This is a genomic window from Spirosoma lituiforme (assembly GCF_054776635.1).
Genome location: NZ_BAAHBO010000001.1, coordinates 1542541 through 1558449 on the forward strand (window position 1 = coordinate 1542541; position 15909 = coordinate 1558449).

At 50.0% G+C, this 15909-nt stretch carries 14 protein-coding genes; 9 read left to right on the forward strand and 5 right to left on the reverse strand.

All coding sequences use genetic code 11. The annotated features are described in order from the left end of the window. The first annotated feature begins 67 nt into the window (after nucleotides 1-67). Complete coding sequence (locus ACYU87_RS06575; RefSeq protein ID WP_461133224.1) at nucleotides 68-940, forward strand: AraC family transcriptional regulator; 873 nt, start codon at nucleotides 68-70, stop codon at nucleotides 938-940. Nucleotides 941-1001: 61 nt separating this feature from the next. On the opposite strand, the gene ACYU87_RS06580 is transcribed toward ACYU87_RS06575, so the two are convergent. Both ACYU87_RS06580 and radA read right to left on the reverse strand, forming a co-directional pair. Next, nucleotides 1002-1895, reverse strand: a complete 894-nt coding sequence (locus ACYU87_RS06580; protein WP_461133225.1) for an alpha/beta fold hydrolase — start codon at nucleotides 1893-1895, stop codon at nucleotides 1002-1004. A gap of 117 nt (nucleotides 1896-2012) precedes the next feature. Beyond that, nucleotides 2013-3398, reverse strand: coding sequence for a DNA repair protein RadA (gene radA / locus ACYU87_RS06585; protein WP_461133226.1), 1386 nt, complete (start codon nucleotides 3396-3398; stop codon nucleotides 2013-2015). 238 nt (nucleotides 3399-3636) lie between these two features. Between radA and ACYU87_RS06590 the strand changes: the two genes are divergently transcribed. Further along, nucleotides 3637-4311, forward strand: coding sequence for a porin family protein (locus ACYU87_RS06590; RefSeq protein WP_461133227.1), 675 nt, complete (start codon nucleotides 3637-3639; stop codon nucleotides 4309-4311). 105 nt (nucleotides 4312-4416) lie between these two features. On the opposite strand, the gene ACYU87_RS06595 is transcribed toward ACYU87_RS06590, so the two are convergent. Together ACYU87_RS06595 and ACYU87_RS06600 are read right to left on the reverse strand one after the other, a co-directional pair. Next, nucleotides 4417-4836 carry a LytR/AlgR family response regulator transcription factor gene (locus ACYU87_RS06595; RefSeq protein ID WP_461133228.1) on the reverse strand — a complete coding sequence of 140 codons (420 nt, stop codon included), beginning with the start codon at nucleotides 4834-4836 and terminating at the stop codon, nucleotides 4417-4419. 241 nt (nucleotides 4837-5077) lie between these two features. Beyond that, nucleotides 5078-5509: a LytR/AlgR family response regulator transcription factor gene (locus tag ACYU87_RS06600; protein WP_461133229.1), complete on the reverse strand. Its 432-nt coding sequence runs from the start codon at nucleotides 5507-5509 to the stop codon at nucleotides 5078-5080. Nucleotides 5510-5874: 365 nt separating this feature from the next. Here ACYU87_RS06600 and pheS point away from each other — a divergent pair, with 365 nt between their 5' ends. The 4 genes from pheS (at nucleotide 5875) to ACYU87_RS06620 (ending at nucleotide 10015) form a co-directional block, all read left to right on the forward strand. Then, a complete protein-coding gene (gene pheS, locus ACYU87_RS06605; protein WP_461133230.1) occupies nucleotides 5875-6945 on the forward strand; it encodes a phenylalanine--tRNA ligase subunit alpha in 1071 nt (356 codons plus the stop codon). Between the two features lie 90 nt (nucleotides 6946-7035). Continuing rightward, entirely contained in the window at nucleotides 7036-8250 is a 1215-nt protein-coding gene (locus tag ACYU87_RS06610; protein ID WP_461133231.1) for an exodeoxyribonuclease VII large subunit, read from the forward strand. Nucleotides 8251-8330: 80 nt separating this feature from the next. Continuing rightward, on the forward strand, nucleotides 8331-8519 hold the full coding sequence (xseB, locus tag ACYU87_RS06615) for an exodeoxyribonuclease VII small subunit (protein ID WP_046376117.1): 189 nt from the start codon (nucleotides 8331-8333) through the stop codon (nucleotides 8517-8519). A gap of 149 nt (nucleotides 8520-8668) precedes the next feature. Further along, complete coding sequence (locus ACYU87_RS06620) at nucleotides 8669-10015, forward strand: DUF937 domain-containing protein (protein ID WP_461133232.1); 1347 nt, start codon at nucleotides 8669-8671, stop codon at nucleotides 10013-10015. Nucleotides 10016-10089: 74 nt separating this feature from the next. Here the strand turns inward: ACYU87_RS06620 and ACYU87_RS06625 are convergent, their stop codons facing one another. Beyond that, entirely contained in the window at nucleotides 10090-10647 is a 558-nt protein-coding gene (locus tag ACYU87_RS06625; protein ID WP_461133233.1) for a DUF4136 domain-containing protein, read from the reverse strand. 153 nt (nucleotides 10648-10800) lie between these two features. Between ACYU87_RS06625 and ACYU87_RS06630 the strand changes: the two genes are divergently transcribed. From ACYU87_RS06630 to clpB, 3 genes are all read left to right on the forward strand, one after another. Next, nucleotides 10801-11883, forward strand: a complete 1083-nt coding sequence (locus ACYU87_RS06630) for an SDR family NAD(P)-dependent oxidoreductase (RefSeq protein ID WP_461133234.1) — start codon at nucleotides 10801-10803, stop codon at nucleotides 11881-11883. Nucleotides 11884-11957: 74 nt separating this feature from the next. Beyond that, the gene (locus ACYU87_RS06635; RefSeq protein WP_461133235.1) at nucleotides 11958-12908 is read left to right on the forward strand and encodes a tryptophan-rich sensory protein; all 951 of its coding nucleotides are present in this window, start codon (nucleotides 11958-11960) and stop codon (nucleotides 12906-12908) included. A 230-nt stretch (nucleotides 12909-13138) separates the two neighbouring features. Continuing rightward, on the forward strand, nucleotides 13139-15760 hold the full coding sequence (clpB, locus tag ACYU87_RS06640) for an ATP-dependent chaperone ClpB (protein WP_461133236.1): 2622 nt from the start codon (nucleotides 13139-13141) through the stop codon (nucleotides 15758-15760). Nucleotides 15761-15909: the final 149 nt, after the last annotated feature.

The window sequence follows — 15909 nt, forward strand, 5'->3', positions numbered from 1 at the left end:
ATACTAACTGTATTTTTGCATACATTGCAATTATTACCCGTAATTTGTGTTAAAAACCAACTACTGAATGAAACAGCCACTCCGTAAAGACCTTGAACCCGTCGCGGCTTCATTCATCGTGAAAAAATTGGTGGAGCCCCACTTTGATCCCAACTGGCATTTTCACCCTCAGTACCAGTTATTTTTGGTAGAGGAAGGGACGGGAACCCGCTTCATCGGTGACTCCATCAAGCCTTTTGGTCCGGGTGATTTAGTTTTTCTCGGCCCAAACCTACCGCATCTTTGGCGCAGTGATCAGATTTACTTCGATCGACAATCGGGCTTGAAAACGCGCGGCATTGTCGTTTATTTCACGGAAGATTTTCTGGGAACCGATTTTTTTGCCAGACAGGAAATGGCCCCCCTTCGGCAGTTGCTCGACCAGGCCCGCCAGGGTCTCGAGTGGACGAAACATACGCGCAGCCGGGCAGAAACGGCCCTCCATAATCTAACCAATCAGGCTGTTGGTTTCGATCGGGTTCTCAGCCTGCTGGCCTTACTAAACGATCTTTCGCGTGCTACCGATCATCGTTACTTAACCAGCCCTGGCTACACGAACACGGTAAAACCCACCGAAACGGACCGTATGCAATTGGTGCATGACTATGTGCTGGGGCATTTTCCGGATGACCTCAGCCTGGACACCGTTGCCGATCTGGCGGGCATGACATCGCCGGCTTTTTGTCGGTATTTTAAAACGCGGGCCAACAAAACCTTTTCCGAATTTGTCTCGGAGGTTCGCATCGGGCATGCGTGCAAACTGCTGATGAGCGGCAAGCTGAACATTACGCAGATCAGCTTCGAAAGTGGGTTCCGGACCTTGTCGAACTTCAACCGCCAGTTTAAGGACATCACCGGCCAGACGCCATCAGCTTACGTAAAAACCTATCGGCAATTATAAACAAAGCGGCCCGCTCTTCGAAGAGCGGGCCGCTTTGTTACTTACTATGTATGTATCTGACTTAATACAGGGTTGTTGTTCCGACTGATTCCCGTACCGTTACGCCTTCCTGAATGAACGCAAGCAAATCGGCCGTTAACCGATCCTTTTCGGTAACGAACAGACCGTGAGGAGCTCCGTCATAAACAAGGTACTGTGCATTTGGCAACGCGTTGGCCGTCCGCTCACCCGATGCTTCGATGGGCACAGTTTTGTCAGAATCGCCGTGAATGATCAGAGCAGGTACCTGAATTTGGGTCAGATCGTCGCGGAAGTCTGTTTCAGCGAACGATTTTGCGCATTCGAGGGTAGCCTTGTGAGATGCTACGTAGGCGCGGGCAAAATCCCCATCCAGATGAGCCTGGCTGACAGGATTGCTCAACAGGCTGACACCATAAAACTGCTTGCCGAATGTTTTCAGGAAATCGGCCCGGTCTTTCTGGAGGTTTTCGGTGATCTCATCAAACACGTCCTGATCAACGCCGTCCGGATTATCGTCTGTTTTGAGCAGATAAGGTGTTACAGCGCTTACAAAGGCGACTTTAGCCACCCGTGCGCCACCGTGGCGACTCATATACCGGGCTACTTCGCCCCCGCCCATCGAAAATCCGACCAGTGTTACATTCTGTAAATTCAGTTCGTCGAGAACGGCTTTTAAGTCATCGGCCAGTGTATCGTAATCGTACCCGTCCCATGTTTGACTTGACTTACCAAAACCCCGCCGATCGTAGGCAACAACCCGAAGACCGTGTGCAGGCAGTTCGGCTAATTGATAATCCCACATTTCGTGGCTTAGTGGCCAACCGTGAATCAAAACGACTGTTGATCCGGCAGCCCCGGTGCTTGTTCCTAGATCCTGATAAAAAAGTTTGATGTCGTTTCCGGAGGCATCAGTTCCTGCTTTGATGTAGCTCATAACGTAGTCACTTTTCTAGTTGAGTAATTCTGTTCAGGATATAGAACTGTGACAGCGGAAAATAGTTAGCTGGAAATGCCTATTTTTCGCCTTTCCGTTACGTAGTTTACACCCTATTTACATTAACACGCCCTGAAACACCTCGTCCAGACGGGATACGGGCTTGATATTTATTTTGTACCCTTTGGTATCCAGCCCTTTCAGATTATACTTCGAGATAAACATCTGTTTAAAGCCCAGCTTTTCGGCCTCGGCAATACGGGATTCGATACGGCTTACAGCACGAACCTCTCCCCCCAGCCCAATTTCGGCGGCAAAGGCAACCGACGGCGGAATGGCAATATCCTCATAACTCGATACAATAGCCGCACAAACGGCCAGGTCAATGGCCGGATCTTCGACCCGTAAGCCCCCGGCGATGTTGAGAAATACGTCCTGCTGACCCAGCCGGAAGCCCCCGCGTTTTTCCAGAACGGCCAGTAGCATATTCAATCGCTTGGCATCGAATCCGGTGCTGCTACGCTGTGGCGTACCATACGTAGCCACGCTAACCAGCGCCTGGCTCTCGATCATCAGCGGCCGATTCCCTTCCAGCATGGAACCTATGGTGACGCCACTCAAGGCTTCGTCACGCTGGGAGATCAGAATTTCGGACGGGTTAGTGACCTGTCGAAGCCCGCTGCCGAGCATCTCGTAAATACCCAGTTCGTCAGTACTCCCGAAGCGGTTTTTGTTGGTCCGTAAAATACGGTAGGTTGTATGACGGTCCCCTTCGAAAGTAAGCACCGTATCAACCATGTGTTCCAGCACTTTCGGTCCAGCCAGTGTTCCTTCTTTTGTGATATGACCGATCATAAATACGGGCACGCCACTTTCCTTGGCGTACTTCATAAACTCGGCCGCACATTCGCGAACCTGCGATACACTTCCCGCTCCTGACTCTACCAATGACGACTGCATGGTTTGAATCGAATCAATGATCAGGATTTCGGGCTCGAAGTGCTCCGCTACCCGAAAAATATTCTGGGTAGAGGTTTCGGTCATTACGTGGCAATCGCTCGTTGGCGCGTCCAACCGTTCGGCCCGCATCTTGATCTGCTGTTCGCTTTCCTCACCCGATACATACAGAACACGCATACCAGCCAGGCTGAGGGCAATCTGCAGCAGCAGGGTCGATTTACCGATACCCGGCTCACCACCAATCAACACCAGCGATCCGGCTACAATACCTCCCCCCAATACCCGGTTCAGTTCACTATCAACAGTGTATATCCGGGGCTGTTCTTCGTAATTAATGGCGTGAAGTGCTTTGGGCTTGGCCGCTACTTTCAGGCCACCCGGTCCTGACGATGGACTCCGCCAGCCACCTTTCTCGGGCTCGTCTTTTTGAACGACTTCCTCCACAATGCTATTCCACTCGCCACATGATGGGCAGCGTCCCATCCATTTTCCGGACTGGTGTCCACAATTCTGACAGAAAAAAGTAGTTTTTAACTTGGCCATTGGCTGCTAGATGACTTGTTGGTAAACCGCATTGACACGATTTTTGATGACGAGGCTACAAGGCTAATTAAACCCTGGCTGGTAAAGATAATCCAACCGCCAGCCATCGCATCAGCGACTCATTTTAGACTGGTTATTCGGTACATACAGAACGCCGTTCGCTCAAATTTAGTTGGTACCCCATGCCATATACGCTTAAATATCGTTTACTAACAAGTACATTTTTTTAGCTACAACAATGAAAAAAATCTTGCTTTTCGCATCACTCACGATTCTGCCAGCCTTGTCGTTTGCTCAGGGCGGTTTCCAGATTGGTATCAAAGGAGGGGTCAATCTTTCTAAACTCAGTTTTGGCAATTTCATCAACACCGGGACCAACTCCAATGGCGCACCCACCGTGAATGTTGACGGGCAGACGTTTCGAAATAACTTGAGCGATAGCTTCAACAGCAAAACAGGTACGTCGTTCGGTATCTACACCCGATTTGGCAAGAACCTGTTTATTCAGCCTGAACTACTCTACTCAACTCGGTCGGGGCAATTCGGCGTCATTCGAAATGGGCAGACCGAGACCATTACAGTTAAAACCACCAGTTTTGATGTGCCTCTTTTGCTGGGTATTAAAGGGGGCCCTATTCGGGTAATGGCGGGCCCGGTTGTTTCATTCCGGATCGATGATAATCAGAAATTAGGGCAGGCGTTGAGTCAATATACTAGTGGTAGCCTAAACGACGCCTGGGCCAAGGCCTATTATGGCTATCAGGTAGGCGGTGGTCTCGACCTTGGTTCGTTCGGTCTGGATGTCCGTTACGAAGGCAACATATCCGATATTGCTCAGATTGAAAACAGTCAGGGTAAGTTCAGCCAGCGCCTGAAATCATGGCAGGTCACGCTGGCTTACCGGCTATTTTAAGAACGTAATTCGTGCACAAACGAATAAGCCGTAACAGGTTGATGTACTAATAGCATCAACCTGTTACGGCTTATTCATTTTAAACTGTCAGTTAGTATCTATGTCCTAGTTCAGCAATTTAAGCCAATACTGAGCTAGCTGCTGGGTAATGTCTTTCATACGCCGACGAGAGATGGCTACATCCCGACCATCAGCCATTCTTACCTGGCGCTCGCGGTTGAACATATTTCGCTGAACGTAGGCCAGATTGACGATGTATGATTTGTGGATGCGCAGAAAAATTGAACCGTCTAGCGTTTTTTCGAATTCTTTGAGCGTTTTCGATACCAGATACCGTTTCCGGTCTCGGGTGTGCAGGAACGTATAATTGCCCTCCCCCTGCAAGCACAGGATATCATCGACAGAAATGAAAATTGTACGATTCAGGTAAGGCAGCGTAATGCGCTGTGTACCACGCTGGTAAGACGTCGGAAATTGTGGAACAACAGCAAGTGGCTGGACAGAGGAAAAAATAGAAGCTTCCATGGTGAAGACTAGTTTTGGTTCAGTGTTTAATATGAATCAAAACTAGTTTATGAAAGCTAGTCCTAAAAAATAGCCTGATCGACAAGGGCTACATATTATAGGTAACCAGTTGACAATCAGACATTTAATTAAGACCCTATACTTTTCTTCGAGTGTATCTACCCAGCCTATTGCGTAAAACTACGCAACATGGCCATGTACTATTTACGGCCGCTTTTTGGGTAGAGTTCGACAATATAAATTAACTCACAACGATGGATTGAAAATCGCGGATGCGATCAACAAACACCTGAGCCCGACGGCGGGAAATTTTCACCTGCTGACCGTCCGTTAATTCAAGTTCACCTTCTTTTTTAATAAAAAACTTACGAACGAATCCCAGATTTACAATGCAGGATTTATGCACCCGAACGAAGGCCTGCCCATCAAGTAATGTTTCGTATTCTTTCAATGTACGGGAAACCAGCATCTTGGTTCCATCTTTCAAAAAGAAATTCGTGTAGTTGCCGCAACCTTCCAGACGAACGATTTCATCAACGGATACAGTCCGTTTGCGGTCATAAAATGGGATGAGAAGTTTCTGGAGACATGTGGAATCGGCAATTTTTTCCACACTATTGTGGAAAGGTCTGGACACACTATCAAAGAGGGAGTCGTTAACGAATGCGTTCATAAGCGTTTTATGATATGATTGTGTATTAATAGTTAGAGGCTGACCTTCAGATACTTATTGTACTATTTCGGGTTCTCAAACAGTTCCCTATACCTTCTGTCGTATACCGTGTAGCTACAACAATCAGTCCTATTTGCCAAAAACAGTTTACTAAAGATAAATTCAGAAGACATAAGCTTCTGCTATTCAGCTATGTTTAACCGTTTAATCAACAAATTACGATCCACTTTAGGGTCGTTGCTGTTTCAATCATACAGATAGTGAGAAATAACGAGCTCTGAATCACGTCAGCCGGTTTTGGGGGCCCTACGCTCTGCTGAGTTTTACGTACCTTTGTTCCAAGCAAGTAGTGAAACACGTAGCGTATGCTGGATAAAGTAAAAGACCTACACCAGGAAATTGAGCAGTTTGAGATTAACACACCGGAGCAACTGGAGTTGTTTCGCATGAAATTCATCAGCCGTAAAGGTGTTATTACGGAATTATTCGAAGGGCTTAAAAGCGTTCCACAAGCCGATCGGCGAGCCGTTGGACAAGAGTTGAACGGACTTAAAAATCTGGCCCAGGAACGATTTGAGACGTCGGGTCGGGTCGTCGATGAACAGCGGGCCTTTGCCAACAGTGCTCCACCCGTTGATCTTACCCTGCCCACTATACCGAATCTAACCGGCACACAGCACCCGCTGAGTCTGGTTCGGCAACGGATTATTCAAATTTTCGAACGGATTGGTTTCAATGTTGCGGACGGCCCCGAAATTGAATCGGACTGGTACAACTTTGGTGCCCTGAATTTTCCCGACAATCACCCGGCCCGTGATATGCAGGACACGTTCTTTGTCGAGAAAACCTCGGAGGGTGCACCATCGGATATGCTGTTACGTACGCACACATCCAACGTACAGATCCGATTAATGGAGCGTCAGAAGCCCGGTACGGACGGTGCGCCGACGCGCTTCCGGCCTATACGATCGATCATGCCGGGTCGGGTGTATCGCAATGAAACCATTTCAGCGCGGGCACATTGCATGTTCCACCAGGTAGAAGGTATATACATTGACCGAAATGTAGGCTTTAAAGACCTGAAAGATACGCTCTATCACTTTGTAAAAGAGATGTTCGAGCCGGGTACCCAGATTCGCTTCCGGCCCTCTTACTTTCCATTTACTGAACCAAGCGCCGAGATCGACATATCCTGTCAGATCTGCGGAGGTAAGGGTTGCAACATTTGCAAGCATTCGGGCTGGGTCGAAATTGCCGGTTCGGGCATGGTTGACCCCCAGGTGATTGCCAACTGCGGCATCGATCCCGAGGAATACACCGGTTTTGCTTTCGGTATGGGCATCGAGCGCATTACGCAGTTAAAATACGTGGTGAACGACCTGCGGCTTTACACCGAAAACGACGTGCGTTTCCTGCGCCAGTTTGAAGGACTTTAAAAAGCGAAAGAGTGAATGAGCGAAAGAGTGACTGATAAAGCGTGCGTCAGCTATTCACTCTCTCGCTCATTTACCATTCACTCATTCAACATGTCTCCCATCCGACTATCTGATTTAGCCTTTACCCTCGAAGCCGTTGTCGACGAAGCGTTCGGGCAGAAGGCCGTGTGGGTTGTAGCCGAAACCAGCGACATAAAAAACTATCCCGACCGCGGCTACTGTTTTCTGACGCTGGTCGAGCGGGATCCTACGGGGTCTTCCGGTCGCGAGACGCTGGCTAAACTTGATGCCTGTATCTGGCGGAAGAACTACCACGCCATCAGCGATTTTGAGCGGGCAACGGGCGTCGCGTTTGCCCGGAACATTCAGCTTCTGCTGCTGGTTTCCGTCGGGTTTAGCCCGGTGTATGGCTTACGGCTGGAGATTTTGAAAATCGACCCGTCTTACACGCTGGGCAATCTCGAACGCGAGCGACAGACTGTTCTTGATACGCTCGTTAAGAACCACCCCGATCTGGTCTGGCTCGAAGCAGGTCAGTATATTACAGCCAACCAGCTCCTGCCCCGTCCGGCTGTCATTCAACGGGTGGCGCTCATTACAGCCCCCAATTCGGATGGCTGGCGCGACTTCCGTCATGAGCTTACCCAGAATCCATTCGGGTATGATTTTGTCGTTGACGAGTATCTGACACAGGTACAGGGCCAGGGTGCCGAACGGGCCATTTGTGGGCAGCTAGCCCGCATTGGAACCAGCGGTATCCCTTACGACGCCGTTGTTATCGTGCGGGGGGGCGGCTCGCAGTTGGATTTTGGCTCATTTGATACGTATCTGATGGGGCAGACAGTGGCCGGATTTACGATTCCGATTCTGGCGGGTATCGGCCACGAACGCAACGTAAGCATTACGGATTTGCTTTGTCATCAAAGCGTAAAAACGCCGACCAAAGCCGCCGGATTTTTGATCGAACACAATCGCCAGTTCGAAGAAACGTGTCTTCAGTTACGCGATCGGCTGCGGATTGTTGCCCGCGACACGTTGCAGACGGCCCGCGAGAATCTGGATCGGGAAACAGAGCGTCTTCGGTTTGTTTCACAGACCTACTTCCGGGAATGCCACACAAATCTTACCGAAAAAGCGGTTACCTTACGGCATCTCGACCCGTCGAATGTACTTCGTCGTGGTTACGCCCTGCTGCTACGCAACGGTCGGATTTTAACTCAGATGGCCGATGTTCAACCTGGCGAAACGCTTGAGGTACAGATGCGCGATGGCCTGATTACGACCCAGGTTACCAGTTTAGCTTAGGCTTCATACGCTTCCGCAGACTTCAGCCGGTAGCCTCGCGATGGCGAACTACCGGATTATTATTTACTTGACGAGAACGAATGACTTATCAGGAAGCTTATGACCAGCTCAGCACGCTGGTTTATGAAATAGAAAACGAGGAAGTCCCGCTCGATGAGCTACCCGGAAAGATTCGGCTGGCGACAGAACTGATTACATTTTGCCAGGATCGGCTGCGGGCGGTTGAAACGGAGTATCAGGAAGTTATCGAACGTTTGCCCAAGCGTTAACATCCCGAATTTATTAGGGCCCCATGTGTAACCTTTGCCAAACCTTACCTAATTTTAAGCCGGTGGCCCATTTTCTAAGGTGCTCAAGGTCGTTTTAGACTACGAGAAAGTAAAAAGCACCATTCTTTGCCTGATCGAGTCATTGCTCTATGAATTTATTTGCCAACTTAACTACTGTCCTGAATCCGGAGGTTCTGTCGCGTATTGCCGATTACATCGACGAGCCAATCGAAAAAACCCACAAAGCCGTTGATGGCCTTGTGTATACAATTATGGGGGGGCTGATGAAGCGCACAACAAGCGAAATTGGCGTCAATCAGTTGTACAATCACATTCAGAAAGGCCGATACGACGGCACTTCGCTGGACAATCTGACCACGATTCTTCGTGACCCCGCTCACACAAATACGCTGATTACCCAGGGTAATGACGTGATCAGTCATTTGCTGCCGGCCATGAAAAGCTCGATCGGCAGCATGATTTCGAGTTATGCCGGCATCCGTAATTCGTCGGCCATTTCATTGCTGGGCCTGATTACCACCATTGTGCTGCATGTGCTGGGCAAACAGGCAAAAGACCAAAAACTGGATGCCGATGCCCTGGCCGCGGCCCTTTTCGCCGAACGGGAAACGCTGGTCAGCAATGTTCCAGAGGAGTTTATGCCCCGGCTGGTGGAGAAAGTTGGTCTTCAGCAGATTGTCGCCGGACTAGCAGCACCCGCCCGCCGTACGCCCGTAGACTCCTCGGGGCGCGCCGTTTCTACTGCTACCCGACCAGCTGTCAGCTACGACCTGTCGGATGATACCGAAAACGACAACGGGGCCCTGACAAAATGGGGAGTTGGTGCGCTCATTGCCGTAGCGCTTGCGTTTGGCGGTTATTACCTTTATCAGAACACGCAGAAGTATTCGAATGGCGGGCAGGATGCAACCGATGGTACGTTAGTGGCCAGTGATACAATTCAGGCCGATACCGTAACCCGTTCGCTAGCGGTGCCAAAGGAGCCTGTTACTAAAACCGCCCCAAAATCAGCATCGGCTTTATCCGCTTCCCTGTCGGCCCCAGCCAGTGGCACGGGGCTAGCGGCAACGGCTGGGGCCGGTAGTCTGGCTCAGCAGATGACGCCTTATGTAGGCAATGCAGCTTTACCCAAAGGACGGGTATTTCCGTTGGCGGGTGTGGCTTTCCAGCCAGGATCGCTGTCGATGACCCCCGGCTCGCAGGCAACCGTTACGGAACTGGCGACCATGCTGAAAACCTATCCTCAATTACAAATATTATTGGTTGGCTATGCCAATGATGCTCAGGGCGGTTTTACCAATAAGAGTCTGTCGTTCAAACGAGTCAATATAATTAAACAGCAGTTGGTAACGTCGGGCATCAATTTTCAGCGAATCGACGCTATTGGCCGGGGAACGGGTGTTGCCAGAAATGACACGTCGCGTGTACCGAAGCCGACCATGCGCAAAATTATGCTGAAGGTCGTTTCCAAATAATTGACACTGAGATATAGGCAAAACGCCGTGTCACGGTTACTGAACTGTGGTACGGCGTTTTGCATTTCTCCGCATCAGGACGCCTTACCGGGAAACTTGCTGAACACTTTACCAACAGCCTCCCGAATCTGTTCAGTACTTACCCCCTTCTTGCTCAGAATACTCGATACTGCCGCATCCCACAGTAAATTCTCCCGTCGGGCATCAACGATGTGTAAACTGAGGGTTCCCTCCCGGTACGTTCCAACCGGAACTTCCTGACTTTGCCAGTGATACCGACGCTGCCCGATATAGCGCGGAGCCTCATAGATCGTGGTCGGGCGGGTCTGTGTCTTCTCGTTAACAACCGTACCGATATTAACCAGCAGATCTGGCCCATCCGCCGGTCGATCCGTTTTCAGTTGCCGATATCCCCGATTTGTCATTTCAGCAGCAACTGCCTGTTTCACCTGCTCCATCGTTGCCTGGTAGGACGTGCCAGGACTGGGGTCGATTCGGCTGGTATCAACAAACGCAAACGTTCGGTATGTCGACCAGTTTGCGGAGCTATCCCGTTCATTTTTTATAATTCGGTAACCCGAACAGCCTGCTACACCAAGCAGTAGAAAAAGAAGACCAATAACTGTTTTCATGACGGCTGAATTTGTGCCTTGAGAACGTACGGCAAACTCATTTTGTGTAAAAAATTTAGATACCGGACGCATGACAAACGCTCCGTTGCTGAAACAACTTGCACTGGTTGCAGTTCCATAGGGGTGCGTAAACTCCACTAACTAATTACACATATGAATCCAGAAACAGGAAAAACGGCTCTTATTACCGGTGCTTCCAGCGGAATCGGTCAGGAACTGGCCAAACTCTTTGCACAGGATGGTTATGATCTGGTTTTAGTCGGTCGTAGTGACGACAAACTGGATCGGTTGAGCGAAGTGTTCAAAAGCAATTACGGCACCCAGCAGGTTACGGTCATTCACAAGGATCTGGCTCAGGAAGACGCTGCTCAGGACGTGTACGATCAGGTGAAAGCAAAAGGTATTAGAGTCGATGTACTGGTGAACGATGCGGGGGTTGGCCTGTACGGGCTGTTTGCGACCGACACCGACTGGGAGCGTGAAAAGTCGATGATTCACCTCAACGTGCTGTCGCTGACCCAAATGACGAAGCTATTCCTATACGACATGCTAGCGCGTAATGAAGGTAAAATTCTGAATCTGGCCTCGTTGCTGTCCATTACGCCAACACCGTTGATGGCTGTCTACGCAGGTACGAAAGCCTACGTGTACAACTTCACCCAATCGCTGGTGAACGAGCTGAAAGACACGAATGTGACGATCACGGCTCTGCTGCCCAATGCAACGGATACGGATTTTTTCAACAAGGCCGATGCCGAAAATACGAAAGTAACCGACGACTTGCAGGACCCCGTTATGGTTGCGCAGGCAGGGTACGACGCACTCATGGCGGGTAAGCCCAAAATCGTGCCTGGCGGTATCAAAAATAAATCGTACGAAGTGATGGCTTACGTGGCACCACAGGAAACGATGGCTGCACTGATGCGCGATAAGATGTCGCAGAAACCCGAACCTGAAGAAAAAGAAGCGACTATATCATTGGCCTGGGGCATCGGCTTCGGTATCGCGGTGATTGCAGGTATCGCCCTAACGGTTGGCTACAAAAACACCAGCGAGTTTCAAAAAGCCCGTTACCGGTACAAGGCCAAATCGCTCGGCAATTCATTGACGGATACGCTGTCTTCAGCGTTGAACACGGCCGTTAGCAGCGTTGTCGAAACGTACCAGACAACAAAAGATAAAGCGCAGAAACTGGCCCGTAAGGGAGAAGAAATAGAGGAGGAAGTAGTTGCCTAAGCACTAAATAAGCTGATCGTCCCCGTGAGATTTTCGAGACCTTACGGGGATGCATCGTTCCCAAGCAATCTATTATGAAAAACTCATCGTTTTGGCGTATTGCAACGGCGGTGTTTGCCGCTGGCAGTATAGTTTACACAACGCTCTCCAGCAGCCGATCCCGCCAACAGAGCCGGGAACGGCACCAGGATGGTCAGGCAGGGTCCGAATATGAATACGATGTACCGGTTGAGTACGAAGACGTATTTGAGAAAAACATGATCGTTCCGGCAGGCTGGTCATTCGGTGTTGTGTGGTCAACGGTTTACTCTGGTCTGGCCGCATTACTAGTTCATCAGGCTTTACGCTCGCAGGCGTTCAATCCCCGTTACCAGAAGGCACTCCCCTGGTGGTGGACTAGCTGGACCCTCAATGCCATTTTTGGCCGTTTCTTCTCGCAGAATGACCCGCAGAGCATTGTCATTTCTGATCTGGTTACAAAATTCAACTTACCGGCGGCACTGGCCCTACACCAGAGTCTGGAAATCGGCAGAACGGAAGTCTCCTCCCCCGAAAAGTACCTTCGCATTCCAGTCAGTCTGTATGCGGGCTGGCTCACAACGGCCACAGTGGTCGGTACACCCAACACGTTGTTGACGATTAACGCCTGGGAGCCGGATGAAGAGCGGGATAGTCTTATCGCAGCAGCTATTTTAACAGCTACTGCCGGTGCAGGCTACCTGATTGCCCGCCGACTCAATGATCCTTGGTACATGGTACCATTCGTGGCCGGGTTCGGCGGTATTGCTACCCGTCAATCAAAAAAACAGCCGGTTGTTGGCTGGACAGGTGCCGTTCTAGCAGCCGCTTATGTAGGTCTACTTGCGTACTGGTTACCAAAGGGCAGATTTCACGACTACGATCGGACTGTCATTTACGATACGGAAGCCGACGTGCTGGCGGAGCCCGTCGAAACCTGGGAACCACACAGCGAGGCTATTATCCGGGAGCGCATGAAACCAATTGAAGACGAAGGGCTCGATTAGATAAATTTTGTTTAGTGAAAAAGCCGTCTTGTATTCACGAGACGGCTTTTTCATTAAACAAGTACTCGGCATAAACCAGACATTATGACTTAATAAATCGCAATACGTTGCTTTTTTCAGCCAAAATGTCCGACAAAACAGCTCGGCCCGCGATTTGTTAATATACTGTCAACGAGTAAACAACCAAACGGAACCGGTTAGCCGGCAAAAGAAAACTACCCTATACCATCATGGACTTTAAGAATTACACCATAAAAGCACAAGAGGTCGTGCAGAAGGCGTCGGAGATCGCCTTTGGCAACGGCCAGCAGGGAATCGAAACCGGTCACCTGCTACAGGCAATCCTGTCGGAAGATGAGAACGTTATTGGTTTCGTCGCGAAGAAAACCAACATCAATTTAAAAAATACCAGCGGTGCGCTGGATGCTATTCTGACTACCTACCCGAAAGTTTCGGGCGGAAATGGCAACATATATCTGTCGAATGATACAACCGCTGCCCTGGCCAAAGCCAGCAGTTACACCAAAGAGTTCGGCGACGAATTTGTGAGCGTTGAGCTTATGTTTTTGGGACTGATGGGCGGTAAAGATCAAATTGCAACGTTATTGAAAGATGCCGGTTTCAACGAGAAACAAACGAAAGCGGCCATCAACGAACTTAGAAAAGGAAACTCAGTGAAAGATCAGAACGCAGAAGCTAAATATCAATCCCTGGAACGGTTCAGCGTTAATCTGAACGAACGGGCCCGCACCGGTAAAATTGACCCGGTGATTGGCCGTGACGAAGAAATTCGGCGGGTGCTGCAAATTTTGAGCCGCCGAACCAAAAATAACCCCATTCTGCTGGGTGAGCCGGGCGTTGGTAAAACCGCCATCGTTGAAGGGCTGGCTCAACGCATTGTATCCGGCGACGTTCCGGAAAACCTGAAAACCAAAACCATTGTCTCGCTCGACATGGGTCTGCTTATAGCCGGGGCTAAATACAAGGGCGAGTTTGAAGAACGGTTGAAAGCTGTCATTAAGGAAGTTACGGACTCCGATGGCCAGATTATTCTGTTCATCGACGAGATTCACACGCTCATTGGGGCGGGTGCCGGTGGCGAAGGGGCCATGGACGCGGCCAACCTGTTAAAACCAGCCCTGTCGCGCGGAGAACTGCACACGATTGGCGCGACCACGCTGAAAGAATACCAGAAGTATATCGAGAAAGATAAAGCACTCGAACGCCGGTTTCAGGCCGTTATGGTCGATGAACCGGATATAGCGGATGCTATTTCGATTCTGCGTGGCATCAAGGAGAAGTACGAACTGCACCACGGTGTCCGGATCAAGGACGACGCGGTCATTGCCGCCGTCGAACTTTCGACACGCTACATTACCGACCGCTTTTTGCCCGATAAGGCTATTGACCTGATGGACGAAGCAGCCGCCAAACTACGGCTGGAAATGGATTCGGTTCCTGAAGAACTTGATGAATTGAACCGTCGGATCATGCAGTTAGAGATTGAGCGCGAGGCCATTCGGCGTGAAAACGATAAGGAAAAAGAATCGTCGCTGAACAAGCATATCGAAGACCTCAGCGAACAACGGAACAACCTGAGAGCGAAATGGGAATCCGAAAAAGAATCGGTCAACGAAGGACGAACCCTGAAAGAGCAGCTTGAACAGCTTCGTCTTGAAGCAGATCAGGCCGAGCGCTCCGGCGATTACGGTAAAGTGGCCGAAATCCGTTACGGTCGCATACCGGAAATCGAAACGAAGCTGACCACACTCGCGAAAGAAGGAACTGATCAGGCGAACTCTGATCGAATGATGCAGGAAGAAGTCAGTGCAGATGACATCGCCGAGGTAGTTGCCAAATGGACGGGTATTCCAATCTCGAAAATGCTGCAAAGCGATCGGGAGAAGCTGCTCAACCTGGAGAAAGAATTGGGCAAACGTGTAGCCGGGCAAGCCGAGGCCATTGAAGTAGTCGCCGATGCGGTTCGTCGGAGTCGGGCTGGTATGCAGGACCCCAAACGGCCAATTGGCTCGTTTATCTTCCTGGGCACGACCGGTGTTGGTAAAACTGAAGTGGCCCGGACGCTGGCTGAATACCTGTTCAACGATGAGAATGCGCTGGTACGCATCGACATGTCTGAGTACCAGGAACGCCACGCCGTAAGCCGACTGATTGGTGCCCCTCCGGGCTATGTGGGCTACGACGAAGGTGGTCAACTGACCGAAGCCGTCCGTCGGAAACCGTACTCTGTTGTGCTGCTTGACGAGATCGAAAAGGCGCATCCCGATGTCTGGAACATTTTGTTGCAAGTGCTTGACGAAGGGCGCTTAACGGATAACAAAGGCCGGGTGGCAAACTTCAAGAATACGATCATCATCATGACGTCGAACATTGGTAGCCACCTGATTCAGGAGAAGTTTACCGAAGATGAAGGCTGGAATCACTCGCTGGTGCTGGAGGAAGCAAAATCGGCCGTGCTGGAATTGCTCAAACAAACCATCCGCCCCGAGTTCCTGAACCGGATCGATGAGATCGTGATGTTCGAGCCGCTGACAAAGGCTAACATCCGCAAAATTGTGGACATTCAGTTCCGTCAGATCAGGCAGCGCCTGAACGAGAACGGCGTTCAACTCGATGCAACGGATGAAGTGCTGGATAAACTCGGCGAAGAAGGATTCGATCCTCAGTTCGGTGCCCGTCCGCTGAAACGGGTCTTACAGCGTCGGGTACTGAATGAACTCTCGAAGAGCATTCTATCGGGCGAAGTCAAAAAAGATTCCGTAGTACTGATGGAGCTCAACAGTGATGGTGAAATCGCCTTTACAAATCTGGATGCCGAAATTGAGATGTAAGTAACGAACATAGAAAAGCCCGGTCGCCGAAAGATGACCGGGCTTTTTATTTATGTTTACCCCTTATCCTGGCAAATACTGATGTTTACACAAACAATTTCTTACACGAATGCCAGGTAATAGCCTGTACAAAAAGACAATTGTTTACG

What these genes read in the sequence shown, in the direction of transcription:
- ACYU87_RS06600 (WP_461133229.1), bottom strand. Translation starts at nt 5,509, where the DNA reads ATGAACGCATTCGTTAACGACTCCCTCTTTGATAGTGTGTCCAGACCT.
- ACYU87_RS06575 (WP_461133224.1), top strand. Translation starts at nt 68, where the DNA reads ATGAAACAGCCACTCCGTAAAGACCTTGAACCCGTCGCGGCTTCATTC.
- pheS (WP_461133230.1), top strand. Translation starts at nt 5,875, where the DNA reads ATGCTGGATAAAGTAAAAGACCTACACCAGGAAATTGAGCAGTTTGAG.
- clpB (WP_461133236.1), top strand. Translation starts at nt 13,139, where the DNA reads ATGGACTTTAAGAATTACACCATAAAAGCACAAGAGGTCGTGCAGAAG.
- ACYU87_RS06620 (WP_461133232.1), top strand. Translation starts at nt 8,669, where the DNA reads ATGAATTTATTTGCCAACTTAACTACTGTCCTGAATCCGGAGGTTCTG.
- ACYU87_RS06625 (WP_461133233.1), bottom strand. Translation starts at nt 10,647, where the DNA reads ATGAAAACAGTTATTGGTCTTCTTTTTCTACTGCTTGGTGTAGCAGGC.
- ACYU87_RS06630 (WP_461133234.1), top strand. Translation starts at nt 10,801, where the DNA reads ATGAATCCAGAAACAGGAAAAACGGCTCTTATTACCGGTGCTTCCAGC.
- xseB (WP_046376117.1), top strand. Translation starts at nt 8,331, where the DNA reads ATGACTTATCAGGAAGCTTATGACCAGCTCAGCACGCTGGTTTATGAA.
- ACYU87_RS06580 (WP_461133225.1), bottom strand. Translation starts at nt 1,895, where the DNA reads ATGAGCTACATCAAAGCAGGAACTGATGCCTCCGGAAACGACATCAAA.
- radA (WP_461133226.1), bottom strand. Translation starts at nt 3,398, where the DNA reads ATGGCCAAGTTAAAAACTACTTTTTTCTGTCAGAATTGTGGACACCAG.
- ACYU87_RS06595 (WP_461133228.1), bottom strand. Translation starts at nt 4,836, where the DNA reads ATGGAAGCTTCTATTTTTTCCTCTGTCCAGCCACTTGCTGTTGTTCCA.
- ACYU87_RS06590 (WP_461133227.1), top strand. Translation starts at nt 3,637, where the DNA reads ATGAAAAAAATCTTGCTTTTCGCATCACTCACGATTCTGCCAGCCTTG.
- ACYU87_RS06610 (WP_461133231.1), top strand. Translation starts at nt 7,036, where the DNA reads ATGTCTCCCATCCGACTATCTGATTTAGCCTTTACCCTCGAAGCCGTT.
- ACYU87_RS06635 (WP_461133235.1), top strand. Translation starts at nt 11,958, where the DNA reads ATGAAAAACTCATCGTTTTGGCGTATTGCAACGGCGGTGTTTGCCGCT.